Source organism: Azospirillum brasilense (assembly GCF_008365405.1).
GTDB lineage: Bacteria > Pseudomonadota > Alphaproteobacteria > Azospirillales > Azospirillaceae > Azospirillum > Azospirillum brasilense_D.
In genome coordinates this window covers 82,934-98,783 of sequence record NZ_QOKV01000019.1, presented here as the reverse complement: position 1 = coordinate 98,783, position 15,850 = coordinate 82,934, and the positions used below count along the sequence as shown (strand labels likewise).

The window sequence follows — 15,850 nt, the reverse complement described above, 5'->3', positions numbered from 1 at the left end:
GTTCAGTCCGGCGGGATGCCCAGCCGCAGCAGCATCTCCACGAGGCCGCTTTCCCCAACGGCCAAGGCGGCCTGGGACGGCGTCAGCCAACGGCGCTCGCGCTGGCCCTTCTCGGGCCACTCGTCCAGCACCTCGTCGACTTCCAGCAGGAAGACGGTCACCGCGCACAGCACCGACTTGTTGACGCTCAGCCGCTTCATGTAGCGGAAGTTGCCGAAGGGCCGGTGATCGACGGTGCCCCGCACGCCGGCTTCCTCGTAGGCCTCCCGCGCCGCCATGGCGCAGGGCTTCACGCCCTCCTCCGCCCACCCCTTGGGGATGATCCACCGCTTGGTTTCCCGCGACGTGACCAGCAGGATTTCCGGCCGGCCGTTGCGAAGGCGGAAAGGAAGGGCGGCGTATTGGGTGGCGGGAGTGCGGCTGCTCATCATGTCCAAGTGGGAAGGCCGGACCCGCGATCCAACTCGGCTGAATGGGATGGCGGGCGATCATTCATAGGACGATGGGCGGCTGTGCTTCGTGCCGCCCATCGGCACCATGATCATCCCCTATTAACGTTACTCAGTGGCAAATTCTTCCGTCAGACGGTCAATAATTTCGGCTACGCCGAACCGGATAGGATCACTGGCCGGAAGGCCATGGGCCTTGGCCGCCGCCTCCAGGCAGGCGCGTGCCTCATCCTCGCCGTAAGCCTTGGTGTTGATGGCGATTCCGACCGGCCGGATGGCCGGGTTGGTCAGCCGCCCGCAGCGGATCGTCAGGTCGATGACCTCCTGGATCGACGGCAGCGGGTGCTGCACGCCGCGCATGGTGGTCCGGGTCGGCTCGTGGCAGACGACGAAGGCGTCCGGCTGGGCGCCGTGCAGCAGCCCCAGCGACACGCCCGCGAAGGACGGGTGGTAGAGCGAGCCCTGCCCCTCGATCAGGTCCCAATGGGCCGGATCGGCCGCCGGAGCGATCCATTCGACCGCGCCGGAGATGAAGTCCGCCACCACCGCGTCGATGGCGACCCCGCGCCCGGAGATGAAGACGCCGGTCTGGCCGGTGGCGCGGAAATCCGCGTCCATGCCGCGGGCGCGCATCTCCTTCTCCAGCGCCAGCGCCGTGTATTTCTTCCCGACGGAGCAGTCGGTGCCCACGGTCAGCAGCCGCCGGCCCGGACGCTTGGTCCCCTTGCCGGTGGCGAAGCGCTCGTCGGAATGGCGCACGTTGAAGAGCTGGCGGCCATGACGCGCCGCCGCGTCGGCGATGGCCGGGATGCTTTCCAATCGGGTGTGCAGGCCGCTCGCCACGTCCATGCCGGCCTCGATGGCCTGGACGATGACGCTCGTCCAATGCTCCGGCAGGACGCCGCCGGCGTTCACCACGCCGACCACCAGCGTGCGGGCGCCCTGCCCCGCCGCCTCCGCGATGGTCATGTCGGGGATGCCGAGGTCGGCCTTGCAGCCCTCCAGCCGGATCTGGCCGAGGCACCAGTCGCGCCGCCAGTCCACGATGCCCTGCGCCGTCTTGGCGCCGAGCTGGTCCTGCACATCGCCCAGGAACATCAGGTAGGGATGGGGAATGTTCATGATCGGGTCCTCTCGAAGAGACCGGTTGTTCTTGTCAGGCGGCTTCAGGGCTCAGGCTGGCGCAGACGTCAGACGCCGGGCCGACATCTGGCGGAGCAGGACGGGCACGATCAGCGCCAGCCCCAGCAGCGACGAATACAGCTCCGGCGCGACCAGCAGGATGGCGGCAAACCCCAGCAGCACCCGTTCCCAGGTCCGCATGGTGGTCAGCAGCCAGCCGGTGAGCGTGGCGCCCAGGCAGACGATGCCGACGATGCAACCGAAGAAGGCGATGAGGAAGTCCGGCCAGGTGAAGCCCGGCGCCACCAGAAGGAGCGACGGCGAAAAGACGAAGACGAAGGGCACCAGCGCCTTCGCCAGCCCCAGCCGGAAGGCCGTGTTGCCGGTCTTGAAGGGGTCGGCCCCCGCCATGCCAGCCGCGGCGTAGGCGGCCAGCGCGACCGGTGGCGTGATGTCGGCCAGCACGCCGTAATAGAAGACGAAGAAGTGCGCGACGATCGGCGCCACGCCCAGCAGCCCCAGCGCCGGCGCGGCGATGGTCGCCATGATGATGTAGTTGGCCGTCGTCGGGATGCCGCAACCCATCAGGATGCAGACGATGCCCGTCATGACCAGCGTGAACAGCAGCGTCAGCCCCTTCACGTCGGCCAGCCAGCCCGGCAGGAAGGCGCCGAGCACCCCGGCCATCTCGCCGGCGGTGGAGGTGACGATGTAGGAGATCTTGAAGCCGACGCCGGTCAGCGTGACCACGCCGACGATGATGCCCACGGACGCGGCGGCGGCGCCGACCGCCAGCGCGTATTTGGCGCCATCGCGCAAGCCGTCCAGAACCTCCCGGATGGTCATGCGCTTGCGCGGGTTCAGCAGGCCGACCGCGATGCACAGGGTGATGCCCCAGAAGGCCGCCAGATAGGGGGTGTAGCCGGCGATCAGGATGCCGATCAGCACCACCAGCGGGATGACCGTCGGCCAGTCGCGGCGGAAGGCTTCCTTCAGGTCCGGCATCTCGTCGGGGCGCAGGCCGCGCAGGCCGTTGCGCTTGGCCTCCAGATGCACCTGCACCAGCACGCCGAAGAAATGCATGAAGGCCGGGACGATGGCCGCCAGGATGATGGTCGTGTAGGGCAGGCCCAGGAACTCGATCATCAGGAAGGCGGCGGCGCCCATGATCGGCGGGGTGATCTGGCCGCCGGTCGAGGCCGTCGATTCCACGGCGGCGGCGAAATGCGGTTTGTAGCCCAGCCGCTTCATCGCCGGGATGGTCAGCGAGCCCACCGTCACCGTGTTGGCGACCGACGAGCCGGAGATCATGCCGAACAGCGCCGAGCCGAAGATGGCGACCTTCGCCGGACCGCCCGCGTAGCGCCCGGCCACCCAGGCCGCGCAATCGAGGAAGAGCTGACCCAGCCCGATGCGCGTGGCGAAGACGCCGAACAGCACGAAATGGAAGACGTAGGTCGCCACCACGCCGAGCGCGATGCCGTAAATACCCTGCGTCGTCAGGTACAGGTGGTCGACGAGCTGCGACACCGTGGCGCCGGGATGCTTCAGCAGCCCGGGCATCTGCGGTCCCCAGATCGCGTAGAGCATGAAGATCGACGCGATGATCGGCAGCGGCCAGCCGACCGACCGGCGGGTCGCCTCCAGCAGCACGATGATCAGGATGGAGCCGAGGATCACGTCGGTGGTCGTCGGGTTGCCGACGCGGAAGGCCAGATCGTCGAGCGGGATCAGCGGGACATGCATCACCGCGACGACCGCGCCGATGGCCAGCGCCCAATCCTGAAGGCCGATGCCGAGCGGGCGCAGCAGGGTGCCCATCACCGGTTCGCCATAGCCGCGCTTGGTGAAGGGGAAGACCAGGAAGACGAGGCCCAGCACGAAGGACAGATGGATGCCGCGGTGCTCCATCTCCCCCAGCAGGCCGAACCCCGCGGTGTAGTAGTGGAACAGCGACAGAATAATCAGCAGGCCGCCGACCAGATGTCCCGCCAGCGGCGACAGCGGCCGGAAGCGGATTTCGGAGTCGAACTTCTCCTCCAGCTCCCGCGCCTTGGCCTCGTCGAGTTCCATGGACGCGGACTCCAGCCGGATGTCGGGCGGCGGGTCGCGATGGGTATCGGTCATGGATGCTCCAGAATGAATCGGGCGGGACCGGGGGCTTGCTTCATGACCCCTCAAACCCGAAAACCCTCCAACCCTAGAAGGGAAGGAGGGACTGACCCCAGGGACGGGGACGGGAAAGGGCCGCGCCATGCCGGAACGGCCCCGCCCGGTGCATCGTGTTCAGAGGCGCCTTACTTCAGGACGCCCTGTTCCTTGTAGAACTTCTCCGCACCCGGATGCAGCGGGATGCCGAGGCCCGAGGTGGCGTTCTTCAGCGTGACGAGCTTGCCCTTGGCGTGGCCGGCGTCGAGCGCGGCGCGGCTCTTCTCGTTGTAGAGCGTCTTGACGATGTTGTAGACGAGATCGTCCGGCTGCTTGGCGCTGGTCAGCCACTGGGCGTTGACGGAGATGGTCGCCGTCTCCGGAACGTCCTTGTAGGTGCTGGCCGGAACCGTGTCCTTGGCGAAGAACTGGTACTGGCCCAGCATCTTGTCGACTTCCGGCCCGGTGATCGGAACCAGCGAGATGCCCGACGAGGTCGCGAGTTCGGAGATGGCGCCGGTCGGGTAGCCGCCGACGAAGAAGTAGGCGTCCAGCGCGCCGTCGCGCAGGCGGTCGCCGGCCGGACCCGGCTTCAGATACTCCGCCTTCACGTCCTTTTCGGTCAGGCCGAAGGCGCCGAGCACGATGCGCGCGTCGACCAGCGTGCCCGAGCCCGGCTCGTCCAGCGACACCCGCTTGCCCTTCAGGTCGGCGACCGACTTGATGTTGGCGTCCTTGCGAGCGACCAGATGAATGGTTTCCGGATAGAGCGTGGCGATGACGCGCAGGTCCTCCACCTTGCCCTTGCCCTCGAACAGACCGGTGCCGCTGTGGGCCCAATAGGCGACGTCCGACTGCGAGAAGCCCGACTCGGACGAGCCGCCGTTGATCGCGTTGATGTTGGCGACGGAGCCGTTGGAAGCCACGGCGGTGGCCACCAGACCGGGCACGCCGCCGTTGGTCCCGGAGATGACGTTGGCGATCAGGCCGCCGACCGGATAGTAGGTGCCGGCGGTGCCGCCCGTGCCGATGCGGAAGAAGGCCGGCGTCTGCGCCACGGCGATGGTGGCGCCGACGGCGACCGCACCCGCGACGGCGGCGAAGGCCAGACGGCGGGTCTTGGATATGAACTTCACGACAACCTCCCATTATTTCGCGTCGTAACGAAATCATGCCTTTGGGTAGGAGGCTTGTCGATACGTATGGGTGTCCTGTCCCGTCATACGGCCCATTCCGGGAACGGGTGGGCCGTATGGCGGGACAAAACGCGTCAGTCCGCCAGCAGTGCCGCCGCGTGGTGGCGCAGATGGTCGTCGATGAAGCTGGCGATGAAGAAATAGCTGTGGTCGTAGCCCGGCTGCATCCGCAGGGTCAGCGGGTGGCCCGCCGCCTCCGCCGCCCGCTGCAGGTTCTCCGGCTTCAGCTGCTTCTCCAGGAAGCTGTCGGCGTCGCCCTGGTCCACCAGGATCGGCAGCTTCTCCGTGGCGCGGCCCAGCAAGGCGCAGCTGTCCCACTCCAGCCACGCCGCGTAGTCGGTGCCGAAGAAGCGCTCGAACGCCTTCTCGCCCCAGGGCACGCTCGCCGGGTTGCCGATCGGCGCGAAGGCCGACACGGCGCGGTAGCGGCCGGGATTGCGCAGCGCGCAGACCAGCGCGCCATGCCCGCCCATGGAATGGCCGGCGATCGAACGCCGGTCGGTCACCGGAAGTTCGGCCTCGACCAGCGCCGGCAACTCCCGCACCACATAGTCGTGCATGCGGTAGTGCTTCGCCCAAGGCTCCCGCGTCGCGTTGACGTAGAAGCCGGCGCCCAGCCCGAAGTCCCAGGCGCCGTCCGGGTCGCCGGGCACGTCGGGGCCGCGCGGGCTGGTGTCCGGCGCCACGATGGCGATGCCGAGCTCCGCCGCCATCCGCATGGCGCCGGCCTTCTGCATGAAGTTCTCGTCCGTGCAGGTCAGGCCGGACAGCCAGTAGAATACCGGCACCCTGCCCGATTCGGCCTGCGGCGGCAGATAGATGGCGAAGACCATGTCGCAGTCCAGCACCGCGGAGCGGTGCCGGAAGCGCTTGTGCCAACCGCCGAAGCAGCGGTTCGCCGCGATCTGGGTCAGTTGCGACTCCATCCGGTCCTCACGGGTTGTAGAGGATGACGGACCGGATGCTCTTGCCCTCGTGCATCAGGTCGAAGGCGTGGTTGATGTCCTCCAGCCCCATGGTGTGGGTGATGAAGGTGTCCAGCTCGAACTCGCCCTTCAGGTAGCGCTCCACGTAATCCGGCAGCTCCGAGCGGCCGCGCACGCCGCCGAAGGCGGAGCCGCGCCAGACGCGCCCGGTGACGAGCTGGAACGGGCGGGTGCTGATCTCTTCCCCGGCCCCGGCGACGCCGATGATCACCGACTCGCCCCAACCCTTGTGGCAGCACTCCAGGGCGGCGCGCATCACCTTGACGTTGCCGATGCACTCGAAGCTGTAATCGACGCCGCCGTCGGTCATCTCGACCAGAACCTCTTGGATTGGGCGATCGTAGTCCTGCGGGTTCACCACGTCGGTGGCGCCGAGCTGCTTGGCGATCTCGAACTTGTCGGGGTTGATGTCGATGCCGATGATGCGCGATGCCTTGGCCATGACGGCGCCGATGATCGCCGACAGGCCGATGCCGCCCAGGCCGAAGATGGCGACCGTCGAGCCCGGCTCGACCTTCGCGGTGTTGCGCACCGCGCCCATGCCGGTGGTCACGCCGCAGCCGAGCAGGCAGACCTTCTCCAGCGGGGCGGCCTTGTTGATCTTGGCGACCGCGATATCCGGCAGCACCGTGTATTCGGAGAAGGTGGAGGTGCCCATGTAGTGGAACACCGGCTGGCCCTTCGCCGTGAAGCGGCTGGTGCCGTCCGGCATCAGGCCCTTGCCCTGGGTGGCGCGGATCGCCTGGCAGAGGTTGGTCTTGCCGGACAGGCAGAATTTGCACTTGCCGCATTCCGGCGTGTAGAGCGGGATCACGTGGTCGCCGACCTGGACGGAAGTGACGCCCGGCCCGACCTCTTCCACGATGCCGGCGCCCTCATGGCCCAGGATGGCCGGGAACACGCCTTCCGAATCCATGCCCGACAGGGTGTAGGCGTCGGTGTGGCAGACGCCGGTGGCGACGATGCGCACCAGAACCTCGCCCTGCCTGGGCGCCGCGACCTCGACCTCTTCGATCTCCAGGGGGCGCTTCGCTTCCCAGGCCACCGCCGCGCGTGACTTCACCATCCCACCGTCTCCATGCGTTCGCGTTTCTTGGATAATCGACGTTAGCATTCCGCGCGCGTTGACAACGCTGCAATGTTGGAGAGGATTGTTGCCGTATGGGGATAATCGGCGCGGAATCGGGGGTCTGACGGGTGAGCCGCTGGGATGGCATCGACGAATTCGTGGCGGTCGCCGAGTGCGGCGGCTTCTCCCGCGCGGCGGAGCGGCTGCGCATCTCCTCCTCGCAGGTCAGCCGGCAGGTGGCGCGGCTGGAGGACCGGCTGCAGGCCCGCCTGTTCTACCGCACCACCCGCAGCGTGACGCTGACCGAGGCCGGCCGCTCCCTGCTCGCCCAGTGCCGCCGCCTGATCGAGGAGCGGGACGAGGCGCTGCTCGCCGTCAGCGACCTCCAGGCGGAGCCCAAGGGCCTGCTGCGCCTGACCTGCGCGGTGGCCTACGGCGAGCGGTTCGTCGTCCCGCTGGTGAACGATTTCCTGGAGCGCCACCCGCAGCTCCGCGTCGAGATCGAGTTGACGAACCGCCGTCTGGATCTGGTGCATGAGGGGGTGGATCTGGCGGTGCGGCTGGGGCGGCTGATGGATTCCAGCCTCGTCGCCACGCGGATCGCGCCGCGGGTCATGCATTTGTGCGCCGCCCCGTCCTATCTGGAGCGGCGCGGGACGCCGCGCCGGCTGGCCGACCTTGCCGAGCACGACTGCCTGACAGGCACCGCGGACGGCTGGACCTTCGACGCCGGATCGCTGGAAGACGGCGGCCCGGAGTGGCTCTTCCGGCCGCAGGGGCGCTGGCGCTGCAACAGCGGCATGGCGGTGCTGGACGCCGCGCTGCGTGGCTTCGGGCTGTGCCAGTTGCCCGACTACTATGTGGTGGAGCATCTGACGGCGGGGCGGCTGGTCTCCCTGCTGGAGGCCCACCGCCCGCCCAACACCGCCGTCTGGGCCGTCTACCCGCCGCAGCGCCACCTGTCGCCCAAAGTGCGGCTGCTGATCCAGCATCTCAAGGAAGGGCTGGCCCGGCGGCCGGAGTACCGTTGATCTGTCAGCAAGCGGTTTGGCGCTGCGTGCGCTCGACCTCCAGGCCGAAGAACGGGCGCAGCGCGGTGCCCAGATAGTTGCCGGCCAACGCCGCGACGATCCACACCCAGCCGTGCAAACTGCCCGACGCGATCCCGCTGAAATAGGCGCCGATGTTGCAGCCGTAGGCGAGGCGCGAGCCGTAGCCGAGCAGCAGTCCGCCGACCACCGCCGCCACCAGCGACCGCAGCGGCAGCGTCCACACCGGGGCGAACTTGCCGGCCAGACCGGCGGCGAGCAGCGCACCCAGGATGATGCCGAAATCCATCACCGACGTGACGTCGGCCAGCACGCTCTCCTGCAACGCCCTGGCCTGGGCCGGCGCCTGCCAGAAGGGCCAGGAGGCGACGTCCACGCCCAGCGCCGCCAGCCCCTTGCTGCCCCACAGCGCGAAGGCCGAGGTGATGCCCCACGGGCGCCCGGCCAGCGCCAGCGTCGCGAAGTTCAGCACGGCCAGCGCGACCGCTCCCCAGACCAGCGGCCAGGGACCGCGCAGGAAGCGCCGCAGCCCCTCGGTCTTGGCCGGAGCGCCCTCGATCAGGCGGCCGTGGCGCCGCTTCTCCAGCGCGAGGGTGCCGGCATAGACCGCGGCGAAGAGGACGAGGTTGACCGCCAGCGCCGCCGGCCAGCCCCAGGCGGCGACCACCGACACCGGAGCGGCGGTCCATTGCGCCTGCCACCAGGGCAGGTGATAGGCGCCCAGCACCGAGCCGACGATGAAGAAGGCCAGCGTCACGACCATGCGCGTGCTGCCGCCGCCCACCGTGAACAGCGTGCCCGAGGCGCAGCCGCCGCCCAACTGCATGCCGATGCCGAACAGGAAGGCGCCAGCCACCACCGACAAGCCGACCGGCGCCACCAGCCCCTTGACCGGCATGCCGAACAGCGTCCCCGCCGCCAGCACCGGGAAGAACAGCGCGCAAGCCACGGCGAGCATGATCATCTGCGCCCGCAAGCCCGCCCCGCGCCGGTCCGCGATGAAGACGCGGAAGGCGGAGGTGAAGCCGAACAGCGCGTGGTAGAGCACGAGGCCCAGGGCGCCGCCGACCAGATAGAGCGCCGCCTGCCGTCCCGACACGGCGTCGCCGATCCACAGGCCGCCGCCCGCCAGGGCGAGCAGCGCCACGGTGACCACCCGCCAGTCGATCCCCGGCAGAAGCGTGACCGAACCCGCCGCCCGGCCCAGAGTCGTGTCCGTCATCCCGACACTCCAAAACAACAAGAATGTAACGTTGATAAAGGCGATTGCCTGATTGGCTTCAGTAGATAATGGAATGCTTTCCACAGGAAAGGCCGTTCTGCGCATCCCTGTCCTGCGCGGGATGCCCCGTCAGCCCTCGGGGAACAGGCGACGGGCCAACCGGCCGAGCGTCAGGCTCTGCACGATGATGGTGAAGGCGACGACGGCGTAGCAGGCGACCAGCAGCAGGTCGCGGTGCGGGTTGTCGGGCAGCGACAGGACCAGCGCCACCGCGATGCCACCCCGCACCCCGCCCCAGGTCAGCACGGTGGTCGCCGCCGCCTTGCGCTGGCTGCGCAGATGGACGGCGACGACGGGCAGCACGCTCGCCAGCCGGGCCACCAGCGCCAGCAGGGGCGCCAGGAACGCCGCGACCATCACCGGCGCCTGCCAGGACAGCACCACCGCCGCCTCCAGCCCGACCAGCATGAACAGGATGGCGTTCAGGATGGCGTCCACCATCGCCCAGAAGGCCTTCATGATGAAGCCCGTCCGCTCCGATGAGACATGGTGCTTGGCGGTGTTCCCGATCAGCAGCCCCGCCACCACGACCGCGATCGGGCCGGACAGGCCGAGCCGCTGGGCGAGGCTGTAGGTCGCCGCCGCCAGGGCCAGCGAGATCGACAGTTCCACCGCCGGATCGTCCGCCCGGCTTTTCGCCCAGAAGGCCAGGGAGCCGGTCGCCAGCCCGAGCAGGGCGCCGCCGCCCGCCTCCTTCACGATGTCCCAGGCGACGCCCGTCACCGTGAGGTCGGTGTCGATCCCGGTGGCCAGCCCGAGCAGGAGGGCGAACAGCACCACCCCCATGCCGTCGTTGAACAGGCTCTCCCCCGCGATGGCGGTGCGCAGCCCTTCCGGCAGCGGCGCCTTGCGCAGCACGGCCAGCACCGCCACCGGGTCGGTCGGCGCCAGCGCCGCCCCCAGCACCAGACACCAGATCAGCGGCACCGGCTGGCCCACCGCGCCGAAGACCAGCCACATCCCCGCCCCCATCACGCCCGCGGAGATCACGACGCCCAGCGTCGCCAGCAAGGCTACCGCCCAGCGCCGCCGCCACAGCGTGCGGCTGTCCTGCTCCACCGCCCCGGCGAACAGCAGGAAGGCCAGCACCCCCTCCAGCAGCGCTTCGGGCAGGTGGGCGCTGGTCACCAGCCGCTCCTCCCAGGCGCGGATGTCGATGGCCGGCACCAGCGTCCCGACCACCGCCGTCGCGAAGGCGAAGCCGAAGGCCAGCAGAAACACCCCCGCCGTCGCCGGCAGGCCGAGCAGGCCGCGGCTGGCGAAGCTGAACAGCGCCGCCAGGGTCAGCAGGATGGACAGCAACTCGAACGTGCCCATGAACATCCGTCGGCAAAGGGACAAGCCATGCCAACAGGATGTCCGCCGCGATCCTCTCGTGCTCAGCCCTCCGGACCGTCCAGCCCCTCCAGGATCGCCGGGGCGAAGGCGGCCCGCCAGCCCTCCTTGTGTCGGATGTCGCCGAAGGCGGGCAGCACCAGCTCCGCCCCGGTCGCGGCCACCAACGCCGTCAACTGGCGCAGCGTCGGGTGGACGTTCCAGCGCAAGTAGCGGGCACGGCCCGCGTCGACCAGCGTCCGCGACGGTGTGCCCGCGGCGAGGTAGCCGGTGAAGACGATGTCCGGCCCGTCCAATCCGGCCCAGCGCTCCACCAACTCGGCGGCGGTGCCGCTGGTGGCGTTGGGACCGGCGGCGAAGGTCACGTCGCGCGGATCGCCCGGCGCCTTGGCGCGGTCGAGCAGCCGGCGCAGGCGTTCCTCCGCGCCGGGACGCAGGGCGGTGTCGGCCTCCGCCAGCAAATGGGCGATGGCGGCGCGGTGGGCGTCGTCGATGGCCGGGACCACGCCATGGTCCATTGCCCACAGGGCCATTTCCGGCCCGCGCCCGTCCGCCGCCACCGGGAACAGCGCGCCGCCCGCGTGCAGGAAGGGCTCCAGCGCGGCCAGCCGCTCCACCTGCGGCGTGTCGTCCAGCCCGTAAGAGGCGTCGAGGATCACCCGCCGCGCCGGCGGCGGCGGGTCAAAGGGGAACAGGGCCGATTCGTCGGAATGGTCGCCCATGTAGAGAATCCCGCCGTCCTCCGTGCCCAGATGGATCCACACCCCGCCCGGCGCGTGGCCGGACCGCCCGGTGGTCACCGGCACGCCCTGGATCTCCACCGTCCCGCAGACCGGCAGGGGATGCGCCGCGACGGGCGGCGGCAGGAGGCGGGCGGCGAGCGTCGTGGCGTAGACCGGCGGGCTGCCGACCCGGTGGCGCAGGCCCAGGGCGCCGGCATGGTCGCCGTGGGTGTGGGTGACCAGGATGGCGTCCACCCGCCCCGCCCCGCTCAGCGGCGGCAGGCGCCCGGCGTCCGGCCCCTCGCCGAGGTCGAGCAGCAGCCGCGCCCCGCCGATCATCGCCAGGAAGCAGGCCGGCCCCTTGTTGCCCAGCCCCGACAGGGCGCGCAGCCGGACCTTCTGTCCACGCCCCGTCATGGCCCCCGTCATCGCAGCGTCACTTGACATCACGCCCCCGTTCCGCACTGTGCCTATCCCTCGCCACCTTCCTGAATAGCGCGACTTCCGGTGCCATGACCACTCAGACGCCCGCTCTCCTGATCGACGACGCCTCCCGCCACTATGCCGGGACGCCCGCCCCCGCGGTGGACGGCGTGACCATCGACGTGGCGGCGGGGGAGTTCCTCGCCCTGCTCGGCCCGTCGGGCTGCGGGAAAAGCACGTTGCTGCGCATGGTCGCCGGGTTCGAGCGGCTGGACGGCGGGCGCATCACGGTCGGCGGGCGCACCCTGTCCGGCCCCGGCACCCACGTCCCGCCGGAGGAGCGGCGGATCGGCCTCGTCTTCCAGTCCTACGCGCTGTGGCCGCACATGACGGTGGCCGGCAACGTCGCCTACCCACTGGAGACCGCCCGTGTTCCCCGTGCGGAGCGGGAGCAGCGGGTGCGCGCCGCGCTCGACACGGTGGGGCTGTCGGGCTTCGACGCGCGCCACCCCGCCGAGCTGTCGGGCGGCCAGCGGCAGCGCGTCGCCCTGGCCCGCTGCCTCGTGATGAGCCCGGAGCTGGTGCTGCTGGACGAGCCGCTCGCCAACCTCGACGTGCATCTGCGCGCGGCGATGGAGGAGGAGTTCGCCGACTTCCACGCCAAGACCGGCGCCACCATGGTCTATGTCACCCACGATCAGGCCGAGGCCATGGCGCTGGCGACGCGCATCGCGGTGCTCGACCATGGGCGGCTGGCCCAGGTGGCGGCGCCCCGCACGCTTTACCGCGAGCCGGCGACACGCATGGTCGCCGGCTTCGTCGGCCAGGGCGCGGTGGTGGAGGGTGCGGTGACAGGTCCGGCCACCGACGGCCGGATGCGGGTGCGCCTGTTCGGAGCGGAGGCGCTGGTCCGCTGCCGCGCCGGGCAGCCGGAGGGGCCAGCGCTGGTCTGCCTGCGGCCCGAGGATCTGGAGCCGGCGGTGGACGGCCCCATCGCCGCGACCGTTGTGCGCGCCGCCTACAAGGGCGGATTCGTGCTGGTGGAGGCCGAACCGCAGGCCGCGCCGGGCGTGCGCCTGCTGCTGCGGGTGTCCGGCGACGCGCAGGTCGCGCCGGGCGAAGCGCTGCGCCTCGCGGTGCGCGACGGGTGGGTGGTGCCGGAGGGCCCGTCTCAGGAACGCCTCAGCCCCGCCAGGGAATGATCCCCGCCGGCAACCGCCGGCCCAGCCAGCCGACCGCCAGCAGCACCGCCACCACCACCGCGATGGTCACCACGCTGAGCGCGGCGGCGAGCGTCGGGCTGCCGCCCTCCTCCAGCGCGTAGACGACGACGCCCAGAGTCTCCCGCCCCTGCGACCACAGCAGGATCGACACGGTCAGTTCGTTGAAGGCCGTCAGGAACACCAGCACCCCGCCCGCCGCCGCCGCGGGCGCCACCAGCGGTGCCACGATGGTGCGCAGGCGGCGCAGGGGCCCGGCGCCGCAGGCGCGCGCCGCCTCCTCCATCGCCGGGTCCAGCGCGGCGCAGGCGGCCTGGGCCGGGCGCAGGGCCAGCGACAGGAAGCGCGCCAGATAGGCCGCCAGGATGATCCCCAGCGTGCCGTAGAGGCTGACACCCAGCAGCGGCAGCGGCTTCAGGAAGACCAGGATGCAGCCGATGGCCAGCACCACGCCGGGCACCGCGTGCGGCAGCTCAATCAGCACGCCGACGGCGCGGACCAGCCGCCCGCCCTTTCCCGGCCCGGCCATCGCATGGGCCAGCGGAATCGCCAGCAGGATCAGCAGCAGCGCCGCCACCCCCGACAGGACGAACGAGTTGGTGAAGGCCCGCCCCACCTGATCGAGCCCCAGCACCGTCGCGTAATGCGCCAGCGTCGCCGTCTCCGGCCCCAGCGGCAGGCCGTAGACGCGGATCAGGCTGGTCGAGGCCAGCGCCGCCAGCGGCGCCGCCAGGATCAGCGTGACAACCGTCCAGCAGAGGATTTCCAAGGGGCGCCGCGCCCGGCCCAGCCGCAGCACCGCCGCGGGCGCCGAGCCGCCGATCACCCGCGCGTCGACCCGCGCCTGGAGGGCCATCTGCGCGGCGATGCCGACGCAGGCGATGGCCCCGATCAGCACAGCCAGCACCGCGACCTCCGGCAGGACGGACGGGCCGAAGCCCGCCAGCCGGCGGTAGATCAGCGTCGGCAGCACCGGAATTCCCGCCGGGATGCCGAGCAGCGCCGGAACCCCGAAATTGCCCAGCGCCGCGACGAAGGACAGGGCCAGCCCGGCGGCCAGCCCCGGCAGGCTGAGCGGCAGGACAATGGTGCGCAGCACCCGCCCGCGCCGGGCGCCCGCCGCCTGCGCCGCCTCGACCAGATCGCGCGGCACGGCGCGCAGGGCGGCGCGCAGCGCCAGGAAGACCAGCGGCGCGTGCTCGATCCCCATCACCAAGATCATCCCGGCGGAGGAATAGACCGGATTCGGCGTGCCCGGCGCCGGGGCGAGGCCCAGCGGCTTCAGCAGCGGGCTGCCCGACCCGGCGAGGTGAATCCACGACAAGGCGACGATCTGCGCCGGGATCATCAGCGGCAGGATCAGGCAGAAGGCCAGCGCCGTCTTGCCTCTGAGGTCGGTCATGCCGCAGAGCAGCGCGAAGGGCACGCCGAGCGCCGCCGCCACGACCGTGGCCCCGGCCGCGATGGCGACGCTGTTCCCGGTGGCGCGCCACGTCATCTTGGAGGTCAGCACGCGGCTCATCGCCGTCAGGTCGCCCGCCGCCATCGGCCCGGCGACCTCCCACACCAGCCGCAGGATCGGCAGCAGGACGATCAGCCCGGCCAGCGCGAACAGCAGCGGCGCCCCGGAAACGGAAAAACGACCGGCGGCGCGGAAAGGCCGCCGGTCGCTGAGTGTGGCAAGACTCATTCTTATCCGCCGAACAGGTCGGCGAAGTCCTTCTTGTTGGCCTCGTCGTCCTTCAGGGCCTTGGCCGGGTCATAGGGCATCAGCGAGATGAAGGAGGTGTCCGGGAAGCCGGCCGGCGGCGCCACCCCCGGCAGCGCCGGCAGGAAGCCCTGGCGGGAAGCCAGTTCCTGCCCCTCCTTGCTCAGCAGGAAGGCGATGAAGGCCTTGGCGGCGTCGGGATTCTTGCTGGTGTTCAGGATGGCGACCGGCTCGGTCACCGCGCTGACGCCCTCCTTGGGGAAGACGAAGGCGACGGGGGCGCCCTTGGCCTGCTCGCGGATGGGCAGGTAATCGACGATGACGCCGTACAGCTTCTCGCCGCTGGCCACCGACTTCAGGATGCCGCCGTTGCCCTTGGCCGCGGTGGTGCCGTTGGCCTGGAGCTTCTCGTAGAAGGCCATGCCGAGGTCCGGCTGTTCCTTCACGGCGGCCATGTGGATGGCCGCGGCGCCGGAATAGAGGGGGCTGGGCATCACGGTGGTGCCCTTGGCCTCCGGCTTCAGCAGGTCGAGCCAGGAGGAGGGCTTCATCGGCGCCGCCGTGTTGTAGGCGATGCCGGTGGTGATCAGCTTGGTGGCGAACCACGTGCCGTCCGGATCGTGGGTGCCGGGGCGGTAGCCCTGGACCGGCGCGTCCTTGTAGGCCAGCAGGCGCTTCTCCGCCTTCAGCGACTCCATGGTCACCGCGTCGGCGATCAGCAGCAGGTCGGCCTGCGGGCTGCCCGCGGCGATCTCGGCACGGAGCTTGTTCATCAGCTCGGTCGTGCCGCTGCGGACCCACTCGACCTCGACGCCGGGGTTCTTGGCCTTGAAGGCGTCCACCGTCTGTTTCGCGTCGGCTTCGAGCTGCGAGGTGTAGAGCACCAGCTTGCCGGCCGGCTTGCCGGTGGCGGCCTGGGCGGCGGCGTGGGCAGGCAAGGCCAGCAGAAGCGCGCCGGCGGCGATGGTCGTCCCGATGGCGGCGAACGCCGCGGCGAGGTGTGTGCGCTTGGCCTTCATGTCTCCCGTTTCCCTCTCTGGTCGTCTCCGCCGGTCCGGAACCCCATTGGAGTGCCCCGGTATGCGGACGAAGGCCCTTGTTTACGCCAGAACCATGACAGCCGCGTGACGGTGGCGTTCCG

The 15,850-nt window shown here is 70.3% G+C and carries 13 protein-coding genes; 2 read left to right on the top strand and 11 right to left on the bottom strand.

The features are described from left to right. Nucleotides 1-2: 2 nt before the first annotated feature. From DS837_RS24105 to DS837_RS24080, 6 genes are all read right to left on the bottom strand, one after another. The gene (locus DS837_RS24105) at nucleotides 3-428 is read right to left on the bottom strand and encodes an NUDIX hydrolase (RefSeq protein WP_094304876.1); all 426 of its coding nucleotides are present in this window, start codon (nucleotides 426-428) and stop codon (nucleotides 3-5) included. 129 nt (nucleotides 429-557) lie between these two features. Then, on the bottom strand, nucleotides 558-1,571 hold the full coding sequence (dgcN, locus tag DS837_RS24100) for an N-acetyltransferase DgcN (RefSeq protein WP_149167052.1): 1,014 nt from the start codon (nucleotides 1,569-1,571) through the stop codon (nucleotides 558-560). 51 nt (nucleotides 1,572-1,622) lie between these two features. Then, on the bottom strand, nucleotides 1,623-3,698 hold the full coding sequence (locus tag DS837_RS24095) for a TRAP transporter permease (RefSeq protein WP_149167051.1): 2,076 nt from the start codon (nucleotides 3,696-3,698) through the stop codon (nucleotides 1,623-1,625). A 170-nt stretch (nucleotides 3,699-3,868) separates the two neighbouring features. Beyond that, complete coding sequence (locus DS837_RS24090; RefSeq protein WP_149167050.1) at nucleotides 3,869-4,855, bottom strand: TAXI family TRAP transporter solute-binding subunit; 987 nt, start codon at nucleotides 4,853-4,855, stop codon at nucleotides 3,869-3,871. Between the two features lie 134 nt (nucleotides 4,856-4,989). Beyond that, the gene (gene fghA, locus DS837_RS24085) at nucleotides 4,990-5,841 is read right to left on the bottom strand and encodes an S-formylglutathione hydrolase (protein WP_149167049.1); all 852 of its coding nucleotides are present in this window, start codon (nucleotides 5,839-5,841) and stop codon (nucleotides 4,990-4,992) included. Between the two features lie 7 nt (nucleotides 5,842-5,848). Next, a complete protein-coding gene (locus tag DS837_RS24080; RefSeq protein WP_211102402.1) occupies nucleotides 5,849-6,964 on the bottom strand; it encodes an S-(hydroxymethyl)glutathione dehydrogenase/class III alcohol dehydrogenase in 1,116 nt (371 codons plus the stop codon). A gap of 134 nt (nucleotides 6,965-7,098) precedes the next feature. Here DS837_RS24080 and DS837_RS24075 point away from each other — a divergent pair, with 134 nt between their 5' ends. Then, nucleotides 7,099-8,001, top strand: a complete 903-nt coding sequence (locus DS837_RS24075; RefSeq protein WP_149167047.1) for a LysR family transcriptional regulator — start codon at nucleotides 7,099-7,101, stop codon at nucleotides 7,999-8,001. A 4-nt stretch (nucleotides 8,002-8,005) separates the two neighbouring features. On the opposite strand, the gene DS837_RS24070 is transcribed toward DS837_RS24075, so the two are convergent. The 3 genes from DS837_RS24070 to DS837_RS24060 form a co-directional block, all read right to left on the bottom strand. Further along, nucleotides 8,006-9,241, bottom strand: coding sequence for a YeeE/YedE family protein (locus tag DS837_RS24070; protein ID WP_149167046.1), 1,236 nt, complete (start codon nucleotides 9,239-9,241; stop codon nucleotides 8,006-8,008). Nucleotides 9,242-9,370: 129 nt separating this feature from the next. Next, nucleotides 9,371-10,618 carry a cation:proton antiporter gene (locus tag DS837_RS24065; RefSeq protein WP_149167045.1) on the bottom strand — a complete coding sequence of 416 codons (1,248 nt, stop codon included), beginning with the start codon at nucleotides 10,616-10,618 and terminating at the stop codon, nucleotides 9,371-9,373. Nucleotides 10,619-10,680: 62 nt separating this feature from the next. Continuing rightward, nucleotides 10,681-11,805, bottom strand: a complete 1,125-nt coding sequence (locus tag DS837_RS24060; RefSeq protein ID WP_247890101.1) for an MBL fold metallo-hydrolase — start codon at nucleotides 11,803-11,805, stop codon at nucleotides 10,681-10,683. Between the two features lie 65 nt (nucleotides 11,806-11,870). Between DS837_RS24060 and DS837_RS24055 the strand changes: the two genes are divergently transcribed. Then, complete coding sequence (locus DS837_RS24055) at nucleotides 11,871-12,983, top strand: ABC transporter ATP-binding protein (protein WP_149167044.1); 1,113 nt, start codon at nucleotides 11,871-11,873, stop codon at nucleotides 12,981-12,983. Here the strand turns inward: DS837_RS24055 and DS837_RS24050 are convergent. Continuing rightward, complete coding sequence (locus DS837_RS24050) at nucleotides 12,964-14,691, bottom strand: ABC transporter permease (protein WP_149167043.1); 1,728 nt, start codon at nucleotides 14,689-14,691, stop codon at nucleotides 12,964-12,966. The two genes, DS837_RS24055 and DS837_RS24050, sit on opposite strands and share 20 nt — an antisense overlap. 2 nt (nucleotides 14,692-14,693) lie before the next feature. Beyond that, the gene (locus tag DS837_RS24045; protein WP_149167042.1) at nucleotides 14,694-15,728 is read right to left on the bottom strand and encodes an ABC transporter substrate-binding protein; all 1,035 of its coding nucleotides are present in this window, start codon (nucleotides 15,726-15,728) and stop codon (nucleotides 14,694-14,696) included. Between the last annotated feature and the right edge of the window lie 122 nt (nucleotides 15,729-15,850).